The sequence below is a fragment of the Actinomadura opuntiae genome (assembly GCF_030283205.1).
Taxonomy (GTDB): Bacteria; Actinomycetota; Actinomycetes; order Streptosporangiales; family Streptosporangiaceae; genus Spirillospora.
The window spans coordinates 468,561-483,375 of record NZ_JASNWF010000004.1 but is presented as its reverse complement, the minus strand read 5'-3'; the positions used below and the strand labels follow the sequence as shown (position 1 = coordinate 483,375).

At 73.4% G+C, this 14,815-nt stretch carries 11 protein-coding genes; 8 read left to right on the top strand and 3 right to left on the bottom strand.

Annotated features, from left to right (window positions below; translation table 11 throughout):
• The first annotated feature begins 89 nt into the window (after positions 1-89).
• The 4 genes from QP089_RS11005 to QP089_RS10990 all read left to right on the top strand — a co-directional run bounded on the left by QP089_RS11005 (position 90) and on the right by QP089_RS10990 (position 7,146).
• Positions 90-1,307, top strand: coding sequence for an NADP-dependent isocitrate dehydrogenase (locus QP089_RS11005; RefSeq protein ID WP_285911397.1), 1,218 nt, complete (start codon positions 90-92; stop codon positions 1,305-1,307).
• 253 nt (positions 1,308-1,560) lie between these two features.
• The gene (locus tag QP089_RS11000; protein ID WP_285911396.1) at positions 1,561-2,550 is read left to right on the top strand and encodes a malate dehydrogenase; all 990 of its coding nucleotides are present in this window, start codon (positions 1,561-1,563) and stop codon (positions 2,548-2,550) included.
• A gap of 136 nt (positions 2,551-2,686) precedes the next feature.
• Positions 2,687-4,471 (top strand): HSP90 family protein, encoded by a 1,785-nt coding sequence (locus tag QP089_RS10995; protein WP_285911395.1) that lies wholly within the window; start codon positions 2,687-2,689, stop codon positions 4,469-4,471.
• Complete coding sequence (locus QP089_RS10990; RefSeq protein ID WP_285911394.1) at positions 4,468-7,146, top strand: hypothetical protein; 2,679 nt, start codon at positions 4,468-4,470, stop codon at positions 7,144-7,146. The genes QP089_RS10995 and QP089_RS10990 overlap by 4 nt, the downstream gene beginning before the upstream one ends.
• Before the next feature lie 21 nt (positions 7,147-7,167).
• Here QP089_RS10990 and galK read toward each other — a convergent pair whose 3' ends face one another.
• Together galK and galE are read right to left on the bottom strand one after the other, a co-directional pair.
• Positions 7,168-8,313, bottom strand: coding sequence for a galactokinase (galK, locus tag QP089_RS10985; protein WP_285911393.1), 1,146 nt, complete (start codon positions 8,311-8,313; stop codon positions 7,168-7,170).
• Positions 8,310-9,263 carry a UDP-glucose 4-epimerase GalE gene (gene galE / locus QP089_RS10980; RefSeq protein ID WP_285911392.1) on the bottom strand — a complete coding sequence of 318 codons (954 nt, stop codon included), beginning with the start codon at positions 9,261-9,263 and terminating at the stop codon, positions 8,310-8,312. The genes galK and galE overlap by 4 nt, the downstream gene beginning before the upstream one ends.
• A 136-nt stretch (positions 9,264-9,399) precedes the next feature.
• Between galE and QP089_RS10975 the strand changes: the two genes are divergently transcribed.
• From QP089_RS10975 to QP089_RS10960, 4 genes are read left to right on the top strand one after another with little or no spacing between them, the layout of a single operon-like run.
• Positions 9,400-10,458: a hemolysin family protein gene (locus QP089_RS10975; RefSeq protein WP_285911391.1), complete on the top strand. Its 1,059-nt coding sequence runs from the start codon at positions 9,400-9,402 to the stop codon at positions 10,456-10,458.
• Positions 10,459-10,476: 18 nt separating this feature from the next.
• Positions 10,477-11,568: a tryptophan--tRNA ligase gene (gene trpS, locus QP089_RS10970; RefSeq protein WP_285911469.1), complete on the top strand. Its 1,092-nt coding sequence runs from the start codon at positions 10,477-10,479 to the stop codon at positions 11,566-11,568.
• 26 nt (positions 11,569-11,594) lie between these two features.
• The gene (locus QP089_RS10965) at positions 11,595-12,188 is read left to right on the top strand and encodes a 2'-5' RNA ligase family protein (RefSeq protein ID WP_285911390.1); all 594 of its coding nucleotides are present in this window, start codon (positions 11,595-11,597) and stop codon (positions 12,186-12,188) included.
• A gap of 46 nt (positions 12,189-12,234) precedes the next feature.
• A complete protein-coding gene (locus tag QP089_RS10960) occupies positions 12,235-13,323 on the top strand; it encodes a YihY/virulence factor BrkB family protein (RefSeq protein WP_285911389.1) in 1,089 nt (362 codons plus the stop codon).
• 52 nt (positions 13,324-13,375) lie between these two features.
• Here QP089_RS10960 and QP089_RS10955 read toward each other — a convergent pair whose 3' ends face one another.
• Positions 13,376-14,668 (bottom strand): D-alanyl-D-alanine carboxypeptidase family protein, encoded by a 1,293-nt coding sequence (locus tag QP089_RS10955; protein WP_285911388.1) that lies wholly within the window; start codon positions 14,666-14,668, stop codon positions 13,376-13,378.
• Between the last annotated feature and the right edge of the window lie 147 nt (positions 14,669-14,815).

Genomic DNA, 14,815 nt, shown 5'->3' with positions numbered 1-14,815 from the left:
GGTCTAGACCGCGTCCGGGCCTCGGCTAGCCTTGCCAGTTGAGCCTTACAAGGACTGCTGGCCAGGTGTAGGAAAGGGACAGCAACAGCATGCCCAAGATCAAAGTAGCGGGCCCGGTCGTCGAACTCGACGGCGACGAAATGACGCGGATCATCTGGAAATTCATCAAGGACCAGCTGATCCTGCCCTATCTCGACGTGGACCTGAAGTACTACGACCTGGGGATCGAGCACCGTGACGCCACGGACGACCAGGTCACCATCGACGCCGCGAACGCCATCGCCGAGCACGGCGTCGGCGTCAAGTGCGCCACCATCACCCCCGACGAGGCGCGCGTCGAAGAGTTCGGCCTGAAGAAGATGTGGCGTTCCCCCAATGGAACGATCCGCAACATCCTCGGCGGCGTGATCTTCCGCGAGCCCATCGTGGTGTCGAACATCCCCCGCCTGGTGCCGGGCTGGACCAAGCCGATCATCATCGGCCGGCACGCCCACGGCGACCAGTACAAGGCGACCGACTTCGTGGTCCCCGGCCCCGGCAAGGTGACGATCACCTACACGCCGCAGGGCGAGGGCGAGCCGATGGAGTTCGAGGTCGCGGACTTCCCGGGCGGCGGCGTCGCCATGGGCATGTACAACTACGACGACTCGATCCGCGACTTCGCCCGGACGAGCATGCGGTACGCGCTGAGCCGCGAGATGCCGCTGTACATGTCGACGAAGAACACGATCCTCAAGGCCTACGACGGCCGGTTCAAGGACCTCTTCCAGGAGATCTACGAGACCGAGTTCAAGTCGGACTTCGAGGCCAAGGGCCTGACCTACGAGCACCGGCTGATCGACGACATGGTCGCCGCCGCGCTCAAGTGGGAGGGCGGCTTCGTCTGGGCCGCGAAGAACTACGACGGCGACGTGCAGTCCGACACCCTCGCGCAGGGCTTCGGCTCGCTCGGCCTGATGACCTCCGTCCTCATGACGCCCGACGGCAGGACCGTCGAGGCCGAGGCCGCGCACGGCACGGTGACCCGGCACTACCGGCAGCACCAGCAGGGCAAGCCGACGTCGACCAACCCGATCGCGTCGATCTTCGCCTGGACCCGCGGCCTCGAGCACCGCGGCAAGCTCGACGGCAACAAGGAGCTCATCGGCTTCGCGCGCGCCCTCGAGGAGGTCTGCGTCGAGACGGTCGAGAGCGGCCAGATGACCAAGGACCTGGCCCTGCTCGTCGGCGGCTCGACGCCCTGGCTGACCACGCAGGAGTTCCTGGAGGCCCTGGACACCAACCTCCAGAAGAAGGTCAGCGCCTGATCGGGTTCCTTCTTCGACGTGCAAGGCCGTTCCGGAGCCGTCCGGGGCGGCCTTTCGCGTCGGCGGGTGTGAACCATGCCGGGGCGGGCACCTGGCGCATGGCGGGCGGGCGGCGCGCGATAGCCTGGCGTCGGAAATATCTCGACGGCGAGAGAACCCGTGCGGCGGACCGGTTCCATGGGCGGCTCTTCGGCGGTCGGGTTCGAAGGATGGCCGCCTGAGCCCCGTCAGGTCACAGCAGGAGAAGAAGGCAATGACGCGCACCCCAGTCACAGTCACCGTTACCGGCGCCGCGGGCCAGATCGGCTACGCGCTGCTGTTCCGCATCGCCTCCGGGCACCTGCTCGGCGCGGACGTACCCGTCCGCCTGCGGCTGCTGGAGATTCCGCAGGCGGTGAAGGCCGCCGAGGGCACCGCGATGGAGCTGGACGACTGCGCGTTCCCGCTGCTGAGCGGCATCGACATCTTCGACGACGCCGCCAAGGCGTTCGAGGGCACCAACGTGGCGCTGCTCGTCGGCGCCCGCCCGCGCACGAAGGGCATGGAGCGCGGCGACCTGCTGGAGGCCAACGGCGGCATCTTCAAGCCGCAGGGCGAGGCCATCAACGCCGGCGCCGCCGACGACATCAGGGTGCTGGTGGTCGGCAACCCGGCCAACACCAACGCGCTGATCGCGCAGTCGCACGCGCCGGACGTCCCCGCCGAGCGGTTCACCGCGATGACCCGCCTGGACCACAACCGGGCGCTCGCGCAGCTGTCGAAGAAGGCGGGCGTGTCCGTCGCCGACATCAAGAAGATGACCATCTGGGGCAACCACTCCGCCACCCAGTACCCGGACGTGTTCCACGCCGAGATCGGCGGCAAGAACGCGGCCGAGACCGTCAACGACCAGGCGTGGCTGGAGAACGACTTCATCCCGACCGTCGCCAAGCGCGGCGCCGCGATCATCGAGGCGCGGGGCGCGTCGTCGGCGGCGTCCGCGGCGTCCGCGGCGATCGACCACGTGCACACCTGGGTGAACGGCACCGCCGACGGCGACTGGACGTCGATGGCGGTCGTGTCGGACGGCTCCTACGGCGTGCCGGAGGGCCTGATCTCCTCGTTCCCGGTCACCGCCAAGGACGGGAAGTGGGAGATCGTCCAGGGCCTGGAGATCAACGACTTCTCCCGCGCGAAGATCGACGCGTCGGTGCAGGAGCTGTCGGAGGAGCGCGACGCGGTCCGCAAGCTCGGCCTGATCTGACCGGCCGTACCCGTACGCACGGACGAGCCCCGGACCCGCGCGGTCCGGGGCTCGTTCGCGTCGTAAATCCCGCGAAACGTGTCGGCGCCGGTCGTTAGGGTGTGATCGTTTCGAAGGCGACGGGGAGGGACGACGGGTGGCGGATCAGGCTTTCCAGGTGGATCTGCGCGGGGTGGTGGATCTGCTCAGCCGTCATCTGTACGCGAGCCCGCGGGTGTACCTGCGCGAGCTGCTGCAGAACGCGGTGGACGCGATCACCGCGCGGGGCGGGGGCGGCGGCCGGGTGGTGGTCGAGACCGGCGGCGGGACGCTGCGGGTGCACGACGACGGCGTCGGGCTGACGGCGGACGAGGTGCACACGCTGCTGGCGACGATCGGCCGGTCGTCCAAGCGAGACGACCTGGGGTTCGCGCGGCACGACTTCCTCGGCCAGTTCGGCATCGGGCTGCTGTCGGCGTTCCTGGTCGCGGACGAGATCGAGGTGGTGTCGCGGTCGGCGAAGGGCGGCGCGGCGGTCCGGTGGACGGGCCGGTCGGAGGGCAGCTACCGGGTCGAGCCGGCCACAGAAGATCAGGCACGGCGCGACGAGCCGGGCACGACGGTGACGCTGCGGCCGCGTCCGGGGTCGGCGGAGCTGCTGAGCGCGCCGGTCGTGGCGGAGCTGGCCCGCGCCTACGGCTCGCTCCTCCCCGTCGACCTGGTGGTGGACGGTGTTGCGGTCACGGGCGACGGGCCGCCGTGGCGGGCGTCCTATGCCGATCCGGCGGCGCGGCGGCGGGCGCTGGAGCGGTACTGCGAGGAGCTGTTCGGGTTCACGCCGTTCGACGTGGTCGATCTGGAGGTGGCGGAGGCGGGGCTGACGGGCGTCGCGTTCGTCCTGCCGGAACCGGTGTCGCCGACGGCCCGCGCCGCGCACCGCGTCTACCTGAAGCGGATGCTGCTGGCCGAGAGCGTGCAGGGGCTGCTGCCGGAGTGGGCGTTCTTCGTCCGGTGCGTGGTGGACGCGGGGGAGTTGCGGCCGACGGCGAGCCGCGAGGCGCTGTTCGAGGACGAGCTGCTGGAGTCGGCGCGGCAGGGCCTCGGGGAGGTGCTGCGGCAGTGGCTGGTGCGGTTGTCGGAGACCGATCCGGCGCGGCTGCGCGGGTTCCTGCGGCTGCATCAGCTGGGCGTGAAGGCGATGGCGCTGCACGACGACGACATGCTGCGGATCGTCGACCGGTGGATGGACTACGAGACGTCCGCCGGTCCGATGACGCTGCACGAGTTCCGGCGGCGGCATCCGCAGGGCCGGTTCACCGGGAGCGTGGAGGAGTTCCGGCGGCTGTCGGCGGTGGCGGGGGCGCAGGGCGTCGGGCTGGTCAACGGCGGTTACGTGCACGACACCGAGATCATCGAGCGGCTGCCCGACCTCGATCCGGACATCCGGCTGCCCCGGCTGGACGCGGCGGAGCTGACCACGACGTTCGGTGTGCTGGACCCGGCGGCGGAGCTGGCGCTGCGGCCGTTCCTGGCGGCGGCGCAGCGGGCCGTGGAGCGGCTCGGCTGCGAGGTGGTGGTCCGCGACTTCGATCCGGCGTCGCTTCCGGCGCTGTATCTGACCAGCCGTGGCGCGCAGTTCCGGGACGAGCTGGCGCGGGCGCGGGAGGAGGCGGGCGAGCTGTGGGCGGGCGTGCTCGGCGCGGTCGGCGCGTCGGCCGGCCTGGAGCGTCCGCAGCTGGTGCTGAACTACCGCAACCCGCTGACGCGCCGGGTCACGGCGCTGGGCGAGGGCGGGCCTGTGGAGCCCGCCGTCCAGGCGCTGTACGGGCAGGCGCTGCTGCTGGGGCACCATCCGCTGCGTCCCGCCGACACGGCGGTGCTGAACCGTTCCTTCATCGGCCTGCTGGAGTGGGCCGTCCACAGCCCGGAGGCCACCCAGTGAGCACCGACGACGTCTATGCGCTGATGGGGCGTGCGCAGGAGCTTCCGTACGGGGAGGCGCGGACCGTCCTGGTCGAGGACGCGCTGCGCCGCGCGGAGGAGGCGGGCGACGACGTGCTGGCGTTCCGCGTGCGGACCCGGCTGACCGACGCCTACCAGTTCGGCGGCGAGCCCGCGAAGGCGTTCGCGACGTTCGGCAGGACGCTCGCCGAGCACGACCGCGACCCGGGCCGCTACGACGAGCCGCTCGTGCTGCTGTGGCAGATGAAAGCGGTGGTGAGCTCCCTCACGAAGTTCCCGGAGATCCCCCTCGACCGGACCCGGGCGGTGCTGGACGACATGGAGCGGCGCTACCGCGCGGGCGGGCACAGCCTCCAGGCGGTGTACCGGCGGCGGCACATCCTCGCCCGCCACATCGGCGACCCGTCGGCCGACGACTGGTTCGCCCGGTGGCGCGCGGCGCAGCGGGACCAGCTGTCGGACTGCGAGGGCTGCGACCCGACCGGCATGGTGAACCACCTCGCGGATGCCGGCCGGTACGAGGAGGCCGCCGCGATCGCCGCGCCGGTGCTGGCGGCCGAGCTGACCTGCAAGGAGCAGCCGCAGGGCATCCAGACGGCGATGATGCCGGTGTACCTGCGCACGGGCCGGCCGGAGGCGGCGGCCGACGCGCACCGCCGCGCGTACCGGGTGCACCGGAGCCGGATCGCCGACCTGGGGGACGTCGCCGAGCACCTGGAGTTCTGCGCGCTGACCGGCAACGAGGCGCGCGGCGTGGAGATCGTGCAGCGGCATCTCGGATGGCTGGAGCGGGCGCCGCACGTCCACGCGGAGATGGTGTTCGCCGCGGCGGCGGCCGCGGTGCTGGGCAGGGCGGCGGCGTCCGGGCACGGCGCGGCGACGGTCCGCCGGCCAGCGTCGGGCGACCGTCCGGCGGCGGACGTGCCGCTCGCGGAGCTGGGCGCCGAGCTGGAGGCCCGCGCGACGGAGCTGGCGGCCCGGTTCGACGCCCGCAACGGCACGTCCCACCAGGGCGACAAGGTGCGCGCGATCCTGGCGGCCGAGCCGGTCGCCGGGTTCGTCCCGCTGGCTCCCCACCACCGCCGGTCCGCTGCCGCCCCGGCGCCGGAACCCGCCGCGCGGCGGCCCGAGCCGGACGGCATCGAGACGGAGACCGACCTCGACGCGCTGCTGGCCATCGGGGACGAGCGCCGCACCCGCCGCGACAGGGCCCGCACGCTGGCCGCCTGGCGGCGCTTCGACGCCGTCGCCGAGACGACCGAGCCGACGCCCCTGCAGCGGGCGCGGCGGCTGGACGCCCGGGGCGTCGAGCGGGCGATGGACGGCGATCAGGAGGGCGCGATCGCGTGCTGGGAGGAGGCGCTCCAGTTGTACGGCGAGCTGGACGAGCCGACGCGGCGGTACCGCGTGCTGAGCCGCCTCGGCGCATTCCGCTGCGACGCGGGCGACGACCGCGGGCTGGACGAGCTGAACGCCGCCGCCGACCACTTCACCGCGCATCCGGGCGAGGACGGGGCCGCCACGGCGGCGCTGCTCCGGCTGGCCGCCGTCCACCTGAGGCGCGACCGGCACGCCGACGTCCTCGCCGTGCTCGACCGCGTCGACCCGGACGACGCCCCCGACCGGGCGGGCGAGCTGTGGTTCCTGCGGGGCCGGGCGCTGCTGCTGGCCGGGGAGACCGGCGAGGCGATCGCGGCGCTGCGGCGGTCCCTCGAGGCGGCTCGCGCATCGGACGATCCGGAGGAGGCGTCCGCTCCGGCGCTGCTGCTCGGCCAGGTCCTGGTCCGCGAGCCCGCGCCCGAGGGCGGCTCCGGCGGACCGGCGGAGGAGGCGTTCGCGCTGCTCGACGAGGCGATCGCCGCGATGCCCGAGCCGTCGCCGATGCGCGCGTCGGCCCACACCGAGCGGGGCCTGGCGCTGCTGGCCGCGGGCCGTCCCGCGGACGCGGTCGCCGATCTCGCCGAGGCCGTCGCGGCGTGGACGGCCGAGGGCATGCACGAGCAGGCCGTCCACCTGCGCGTCGATCTCGCCGCCGGTTACCTGGAGGCGGGCCGCCACCTGGAGGCCGCGGAGGTCGCCGAGGAGGCGCTGCCGCAGATCGGCGACGACGCCGGGCGGCGCTGCCGGCTCATCCTCGCGCACGCGCAGAAGGGGCTCGGCGAGGAGGGCGGCGCCGCGACGTTCGCGTCCCTCGCCGAGGACGCCGCGAAGGACGGACAGCACGACGCCGTCGCGCACTTCCTGGAGGAGGCGGCCGAACTCCTGACGAACCTGGACAAGGACGCCCATGCCGCCGAGCGGTTCGCCGAGGCGGCCGAGGCGCACGACAGGGCCGGCGACCCGTACGGTGTCGTCCGGGCCCGCCGCCGCGGCGCGATGTGCCTGCTGTGGAGCGGCGAGCCGGAGAAGGCCGTCACGACGGTCGAGACGGCCCGCGCGGCCCTGGACGCCCTGCCGGACGGCCCGCCGCGCATCTGGGAGACCGCGCTCGTGTCGTACGACCAGGCCCGGATCCTCGCGCAGACGGGCCGTCCGGCGGACGCGGAGCCGCACGCGTCCGCCGCCGTGGACGGCTTCCGCGCCCTGGACGAGTCCGGCCCCGCCGACCAGGCCGCCGCCCTCCTCGCCGACATCAGGTCGGCGCTCCAGGGCTGACCGGGCGCGGGAAGGCGGGGGTCAGGGCAGGCGGCGGGCTCCGGCGGACGGGACGGCGTCGAGGAACCGCGGCGCCGTCCAGCCGCGCTTGGCGTAGGCCGCGGCGATCGCGTCGCGGACCCGCCCGGCGCGGTCGGACGCGGTGAGCACGATCACCGAGCCGCCGAACCCGCCGCCGATCATCCGGCCGCCGCGGGCGCCCGCGCGCAGCGCCGCGTCGACGGCGGTGTCGGCCTCCGGCCAGGAGATCTCGAACTGGTCGCGCAACGACAGGTGCGAGGCGTTCAGCATCGCGCCGAGCTCGGCGACGGCGCCCGCGCGCAGCAGCCCGGCGGACGCCTCGACGCGGTGGTTCTCGGTGACGACGTGCTGGACGCGGCGCCGCAGCACCGGGTCGCCGAGCGCGCCGAGCGCCCCGGCGAGGTCCTTGACGTCGCGGAGCGCGTCGACGCCGAGCAGCGCCGCGGCCTGCTCGCATTCGGCGCGCCGCCGCCCGTAGTCGCCGCCGGTGAGGGCGTGGGAGGCGCGGGTGTCGACGGCCAGCAGGGTCAGCCCGGCCTCGGACGGGTCGAACGGCACCTGCGACGACAGGCCGCTGCGGCAGTCGAGCAGCAGCGCGTGGCCGGGCGTGCACAGCAGCGACGCGGACTGGTCCATCAACCCGCACGGCATGCCGACCTGCTCGTTCTCGGCGCGCTGCGCCAGCCGGGCCAGCTCGGGACGGCCGATCTCGACGCCGTGCAGATCGCAGAGCGCCAGCGCGGTCGCGCACTCCAGCGCGGCCGACGACGACAGGCCCGCGCCCTGCGGCAGATCGGAGTCGACCAGCAGGGACGCGCCGCCGGTGCCGTGCTCGCGCAGCACCCGCGCCGTGCCGACGGGGTAGGCGGCCCAGGCGTGCTCGGGCGGCCAGCCCTCGGAGACGACCGTGCCGCCGTCGACGGGCGCGGTGACGGTGCCGTCCGCCTGGAGGGAGCGGACCTCGACCACGCCGTCGCCGCGCCGCGCGGCGGCCACCGACACGCCGCGCGACAGCGCGAACGGCAGGACCAGGCCGTCGTTGTAGTCGGTGTGCTCGCCGATCAGGTTGATCCGCCCGGGCGCGTGCCAGACGCCCTCGGCGGCCCGCCCGAAGGCCTCGCCGAAGGCGGTGCGCAGATCGGTCATCGCGAGCGCAGGAAGGTCCAGGCGTCCGACACCATCGCGTGCAGGTCCCGCTCGACCTTCCAGCCGAGCTGCGACTGGATCTTGTCCGAGGACGCGATCAGCACGGCCGGGTCGCCGGGGCGGCGCGGGTGCGCCTCCGCCGGGATGTCGCGCCCGGTGACCTCGCGGCAGACCTCGACGACCTCGCGGACGGAGTAGCCGGTGCCGCTGCCCAGGTTGAAGATCTGGTGGGCGCCGGGCTCGCAGGCGTCCAGCGCGAGCAGGTGGGCCCGGCCGAGGTCGGCGACGTGGATGTAGTCGCGGACGCAGGTGCCGTCGGGGGTCGGGTAGTCCTCGCCGTACAGCTTCGCGGCCGCGCCGTCCCCGTTGGCGATCTTCAGCACGTTCGGGATCAGGTGCGTCTCGACGGTGTGCCGCTCGCCCTGCGTCCCGTAGGCGCCGGCGACGTTGAAGTAGCGCAGCGAGACGCCGCCGATGCCGTGCAGCCGCGCGTACTCGGCCAGCGTGGTGTCGATCGCCAGCTTGGACGCGCCGTAGGGGTTGGTCGGGCGGGTCGGGTCGGTCTCCAGGATCGGCGTCGACTCCGGCTCGCCGTAGGTGGCGGCGGTGGAGGAGAACACGATCCGCGGGACCCCGGCGGCCCGCATCGCCTCCAGCAGCGCCAGCGACTCGCCGAGGTTCTTGTCCCAGTACAGGCCGGGGTTCTCGACCGACTCGCCGACCAGCGACCTGGCGGCGAAGTGCAGCACCGCGTCGAAGCCCGCGCCGCCCAGCACCTCTGCGGCGGCCCCGCGCAGCGTGCCGCGCACCAGCCGCGCGCCGGCCGGGACGGCGTCCTCGTGCCCGGTGGACAGGTCGTCCAGCACGACGACCTCGTGCCCCGCCTCCAGCAGCAGTGCGGAGACGACGCTGCCGATGTAGCCGGCGCCTCCGGTGACGAGCAGCTTCACGTACGGACCTCCATGAGAGCGGACAGGACGGCGGGGTGCCGCCCAGGCTATCCGCAACCCGGGACGCGGAGATCCCGAACCGCCGCGGCCGCCCCGCGGGGGCTATCGGGGACGCGGAACGGGGAAGGGACACCCCATGGACCGGATGCCGGCCGGCAAGCCCGCGCCCGCCCCGGTGGCGTTCCGGCCGCCGGGGCGGCTCGCGCGTCCGCTGGTGCGGCTGCTGTCGGCCGCCACGGACCTGGTGGTGCGGCTCGCGGGCGGGGACCCGCACTCGCTGCGCGAGGAGCCGACCGCCGAGCGGATGCGCGCGCTCGTGGCCGAGAACACCCAGATCGCGGCGGACGAGCGGGCGCTGATCGAGGAGGTGTTCGCGGCGGGGGAGCGGCCGCTGCGGGAGGTGCTGGTGCCCCGCACCGAGGTGGTGTTCCTGGACGCGGCGCTGCCGCTCGGCACGGCGGCGCGGGCCGCGGCGGGCAGCCCGCACTCGCGGTTCCCGGTGTGCCGCGGCTCGCACGACGAGGTGATCGGCTTCGTCCACATCCGGGACCTGCTCGTCCCCGAGGACCGCGACCGTGAGCGGCCGGTCGGGGAGCTGGTGCGGCCGGTGAAGTTCCTGCCGTCCTCGCAGCGGGTCCTGCCGGTGCTGTCGGAGATGCGGCGGGAGGGCTGCCATCTGGCGATCGTCATGGACGAGTACGGCGGCGTCGCCGGGATCGTCACGCTGGAAGACCTGATGGAGGAGCTGATCGGCGACATCCGCGACGAATATGATGTGCAGGACGCGCAGGCGCGGCGCCTGCACGGCGGGGTGGTCGAGGTCGACGGCCTGCTCAACCTGGACGACTTCGCCGCCGAGACCGGCATCCGGTTGCCGGCCGGGCCGTACGAGACGGTCGCCGGGCACATCATGGCGGTGCTCGGCCGCGTCCCCGCCGAGGGCGACTCGGTGCGGGCCGCCGGCCGGGACCTGCGGGTGGCCCGGATGGAGGGCCGGCGGGTGGCCCGCGTGCGCGTCACGCCGCGGGCGGCACCCCAGGCGGCGCAGGCACCGGCGGCGGTGCAGGCGGTGCGGCACGCGGCACGGCCGGCGGCGCGGCGTGCGGCGGCGCCGGCGGCACCCGTGCCCCCGGCCGCGGCCCCGCGACCGGCCGGCGACGCCGCCACCGGCGGCGGAGCCTCCGCAGACACCTGAGAGAATCGGTCCGTGCACATGCCCGAAGCGTCCAGCCCCGCAGTATCCGACCACGCGGCCTCCGGCCCCGGCGGCACGTCCGGGGCGCCCGCCCCGCGGGTGCTCTCCGGCATCCAGCCCACCGCCGACTCGTTCCACCTCGGCAACTATCTGGGCGCGCTGCGGCAGTGGGTGGCGCTGCAGGACACCCACGAGGCGTTCTACTGCGTGGTCGACCTGCACGCCATCACGGTCGAGCACGACCCCGAGGTGCTGCGGCGCCGCACCCGGGCGTCGGTCGCGCAGCTGATCGCGATGGGCGTCGACCCCGACCGCTCGGCGCTGTTCGTGCAGAGCCACGTCCCCGAGCACGCCGAGCTGGCGTGGGTGATGGGCTGCCTCACCGGGTTCGGCGAGGCGAGCCGGATGACCCAGTTCAAGGACAAGTCGTCCAAGCAGGGGACGTCGGCGACCAGCGTCGGGCTGTTCACCTACCCGGTCCTGCAGGCCGCCGACATCCTGCTGTACACGCCGGAGCCCGGCAGCACGGTCCTGCGCGTCCCCGTCGGCGAGGACCAGCGGCAGCACCTGGAGCTGACCCGGACGCTGGCGCAGCGGTTCAACCACCGGTTCGGCGAGACGTTCGTCGCGCCGGAGGCGCACATCCCCGAGGGCGCCGCGAAGATCACCGACCTGCAGGAGCCGGGCGCGAAGATGAGCAAGTCGGCGTCCTCGCCGCAGGGCATCATCGACGTGCTGGAGGCCCCCGGCCCGATGCGCAAGAAGATCATGCGCGCGGTCACCGACACCGGCACCGAGGTCGTGTACGACGAGGAGAAGAAGGCCGGCGTCACCAACCTGCTGCGGATCTACTCCGCGCTGTCCGGCGCGTCCGTCGCCGACCTGGAGGCGCGCTACGCCGGGTCCGGCTACGGCCAGTTCAAGAAGGACCTCGCCGAGGTCGTGCTGGACACCTTCACCCCGATCCGCGAGCGCACCGCCGAGCTGCTGGACGACCCGGCCGAGCTGGACCGGATCCTGGAGAAGGGCGCCGCGCGCGCCGGCGCGGCCGCCGCGCGCACCATGGACGTCGTCCGCGACCGGGTCGGCTTCGTGGGACGCGGTCGCTGACCGTGGCGGGCGAGGGGACGCGATCCGTGCCCGCGGACACCTTCGTGGGGATGCCCGCGGGCCCGGCCGCGTCCGGCGGCGTCCGGATGATCGGGGTGGCGATCCCGGTCCCCGAGCCGTACGCGACGGCGCTGCAGCGCACCCGCGCGTCCTACGGCGACCCGCTCGCCACCGCGATCCCGACGCACATCACGCTGATGCCGCCGACCGAGGTGACCGCCGACGAGATGGACGCGATCGAGGCGCACCTGCTGGCCGTGGCGCATTCCGAGCGGCCGTTCCGCATCCGGTTGCGCGGCAGCGGAACGTTCCGACCGGTGTCCCCGGTCGTCTTCGTGGCGCTGGCGCAGGGGATCGGCGGCTGCGAGCGCGTCCAGGCGAAGGTCGCGTCCGGGCCGCTCGCGCGCCCGCTGCCGTTCCCGTACCACCCGCACATCACCATCGCCCACCACCTGCCCGACGACGTGATGGACCGGGCGTACAAGGACCTGTCGAGCTACCGCGCCGAATTCGAGGCGTGGGGTTTCTCGCTGTACGAGCACGGCCTGGACGGCGTATGGCGGCCGCAATGCGATTTCGTGTTCGGCAACGGGAAACGCCACTCAACGTTCAACGGTTGATTACCGTCCGCCGCATCGTGGGCCAAGGGTTGGGTACGTTGCGTACATGCGGCAGGTGATCAGCGGGATTCAGCGGGGGATCGACGGCCTGCTGGAGGCCGGGAAGGGCCGGCTGCGCGCCGCCCGCGCCCGCTGGCGCTGGTTCGACCACCTCGCCCGCGCGTTCGACCGCTACACCGAGCGCCGCGGCGACCGGCTCGCCGCCGCCCTGACCTGCTACGGGTTCCTGTCGTTCTTCCCGCTGCTGGCGCTGGCGTACTCGCTGCTCGGCTACCTGGTCGGCATCAGCACGCAGGCCCGCGACTACTTCGTCAGGGCCGTCCGTGAGCTGCTGCCGGGCCTGTCGGACCAGCTGCAGGTGGAGCAGATCGCGCAGTCCAAGACGGCCGTCGGGGTCGTGGGCGTGGTCGCGCTGCTGTTCACCGGGCTCGGCTGGGTGCAGGTGCTGCGCGAGTCGCTGCGCGACATCTGGGGCAACCCGCCCACCGGCGGCGGCAACTACTTCCTCAAGCGGCTGTGGGACCTGGCCGTCCTGGTGTTCCTCGGCGTCATCCTCATCTGCGGGATGGCGGTGTCGACGGTCACCTCGTCGGCGACCCACACCGTGCTCGGCTGGTTCTCGCTGGACGACGTCCCGGGCGCCGGCACCGGGCTGCGGCTGCTGTCGCTGGCCTGCGCCGTCGCGTTCGACACGGTGATCTTCCTGGTGCTGTTCACCCGGCTGTCGGGCACGATCGCGCCCTGGCGGCGGATCATCCGCGGCGCGCTGTTCGGCGCGCTCGGCCTGGAGCTGCTCAAGCAGGTCGCGACGCTGCTGATCGGCCGGACGACGCAGAACCCGGTCTACGCCTCGTTCGCCGTCCTGGTCGGGCTGATGGTGTGGATCAACATCGTGTCCCGGTTCGTCCTGTTCGTCGCGGCGTGGACGGCGACCCGCAGCGTCGTGCTGAAGGCCGACGCCGGGGACCCGGAGAACCTCGCCGAGCAGGAGGTCACGGAGCTGGAGAAGCGCCGCGAGCCGGACGGCGACGAGGACGGGGAACGTCGCCGGAATGGCGACGGGGACCGGGACGGGGACCGCGCGAGCGGCGACACCGCGAAGCCGAAGCCCGGCACCGCGAACGCGCCGCTCTAGCGGGCCGTCCCGCGGTCTCTAGCGAGGTGGCGTCTAGCGGGCTCTGCCGTCGTCAGCGGGCCGTGTCGTCGTAGGACGGCCCGTCATGGGGGGCGGCGTCGTCGCGGTGCGGGGCGTCCTCGTAGGACGTCCGGTAGCCGCCGCCCTGGTTCCCGGCGGTGCCCGGCAGGGGGTGGCGGCGCCGGCGCCGGTACACCGCGAGCAGCACGCCGGCGGCCAGCACCCCGCCGGCTATGCCGCCGCCGATCTCGTAGACGAGGGCGGACGAGCCGTCCGAGGAGTCCAGCGAGGTGCCGGGGAGCACGCCGCCCGACTCGCCGTCGGCGTGCTTCTTCGCCTGGGCGTTGCCGGGCGCGGCCAGCGTGCCGACCGGCTGGACCTTGCCGCGCGCGGCGAAGCCCCAGTCCAGCAGCTTGGCGGCGGACTGGAACGGCGAGCTCTCGCCGTGCATCACCGAGACGATGATCGTGTGCCCGTCGCGCCGCGCCTCGGCGACGTAGGTCTGCTGGGCGTGCACGGTGTAGCCGTTCTTGCCGCCGAGCATGCCCCGGTAGCCGTACTTCTGGCCCGGCAGCAGCTTGTTGTGCGTGTAGATCGGGTAGCCGCCGACCTTCTTGTGCTTCTTGCGCTCCTTCTTGGTCGGCGGCGCCGGGAACTGGAACTGGGTGGCCTGCACGTACGTCCGGAACTGCGGGCTCTTCATCGCCTCCCGCAGGAACAGCACCAGGTCGTAGGCCGAGGTGTGCTGGGTGCGGAGGTTGAGGCCGTAGTCGACGTCGAGGCCGTTCGGCGACGCGGCGAGCGTGTCGTCCGCGTGCAGGTACTTCGCCTCGGCGTTCATGTCGGCGATGGTCTTCTTCATGCCGCCGTTGGCCTCGGCGAGCGTGACCGCCGCGTCGTTCGCCGACATCATCATCAGCGCGTGGAACAGGTCGGAGACCTTGTACTGCATCTTCGGGGTCAGCCCGACCTTGGTGCCCTCGACGTCGCACGCCTTCTGCGAGGGGCGGACCAGCCGGTTCGGGTCGAGCTTGGTGACGAGGGTCGCCGACGTCAGCGTCTTCAGCGTGCTGGCCGGAAGGTACTGCCCGTGCGGGTCCTTGGCGGCGAGCACCGCGCCGGTGTCGGCGTCGGCGACGAGGTAGGAGGAGAACTTCAGCTTCGGCAGCGCCGGGACGCCCGGCGCCTTGTTCAGCACGATGCCGCGGCTCGCCAGCTGGGGCCCGCCGACCGGGTCCGACGGCGGCGCCGCGGCCGGGAGGCCCGCCGGGGCGGCCGCCGGTGCCGCGGCGGCGGGCGCCGCCAGCAGACAGACCGCGCTCAGCGGTACAGCGATGATCGGCATGGCGCGCCGGACTCCGGTCCGCCCCTGTCGTCCTGCTCGCAAGCTTCCGACGCTCCTCAGTCCCGCAGCGGCCGTTCCGCCCCGCACGCCCATGGCTCCCCCGAAGACTAGGCGACACATCCGGCGAAGGGGTACCCGACCGCGAAG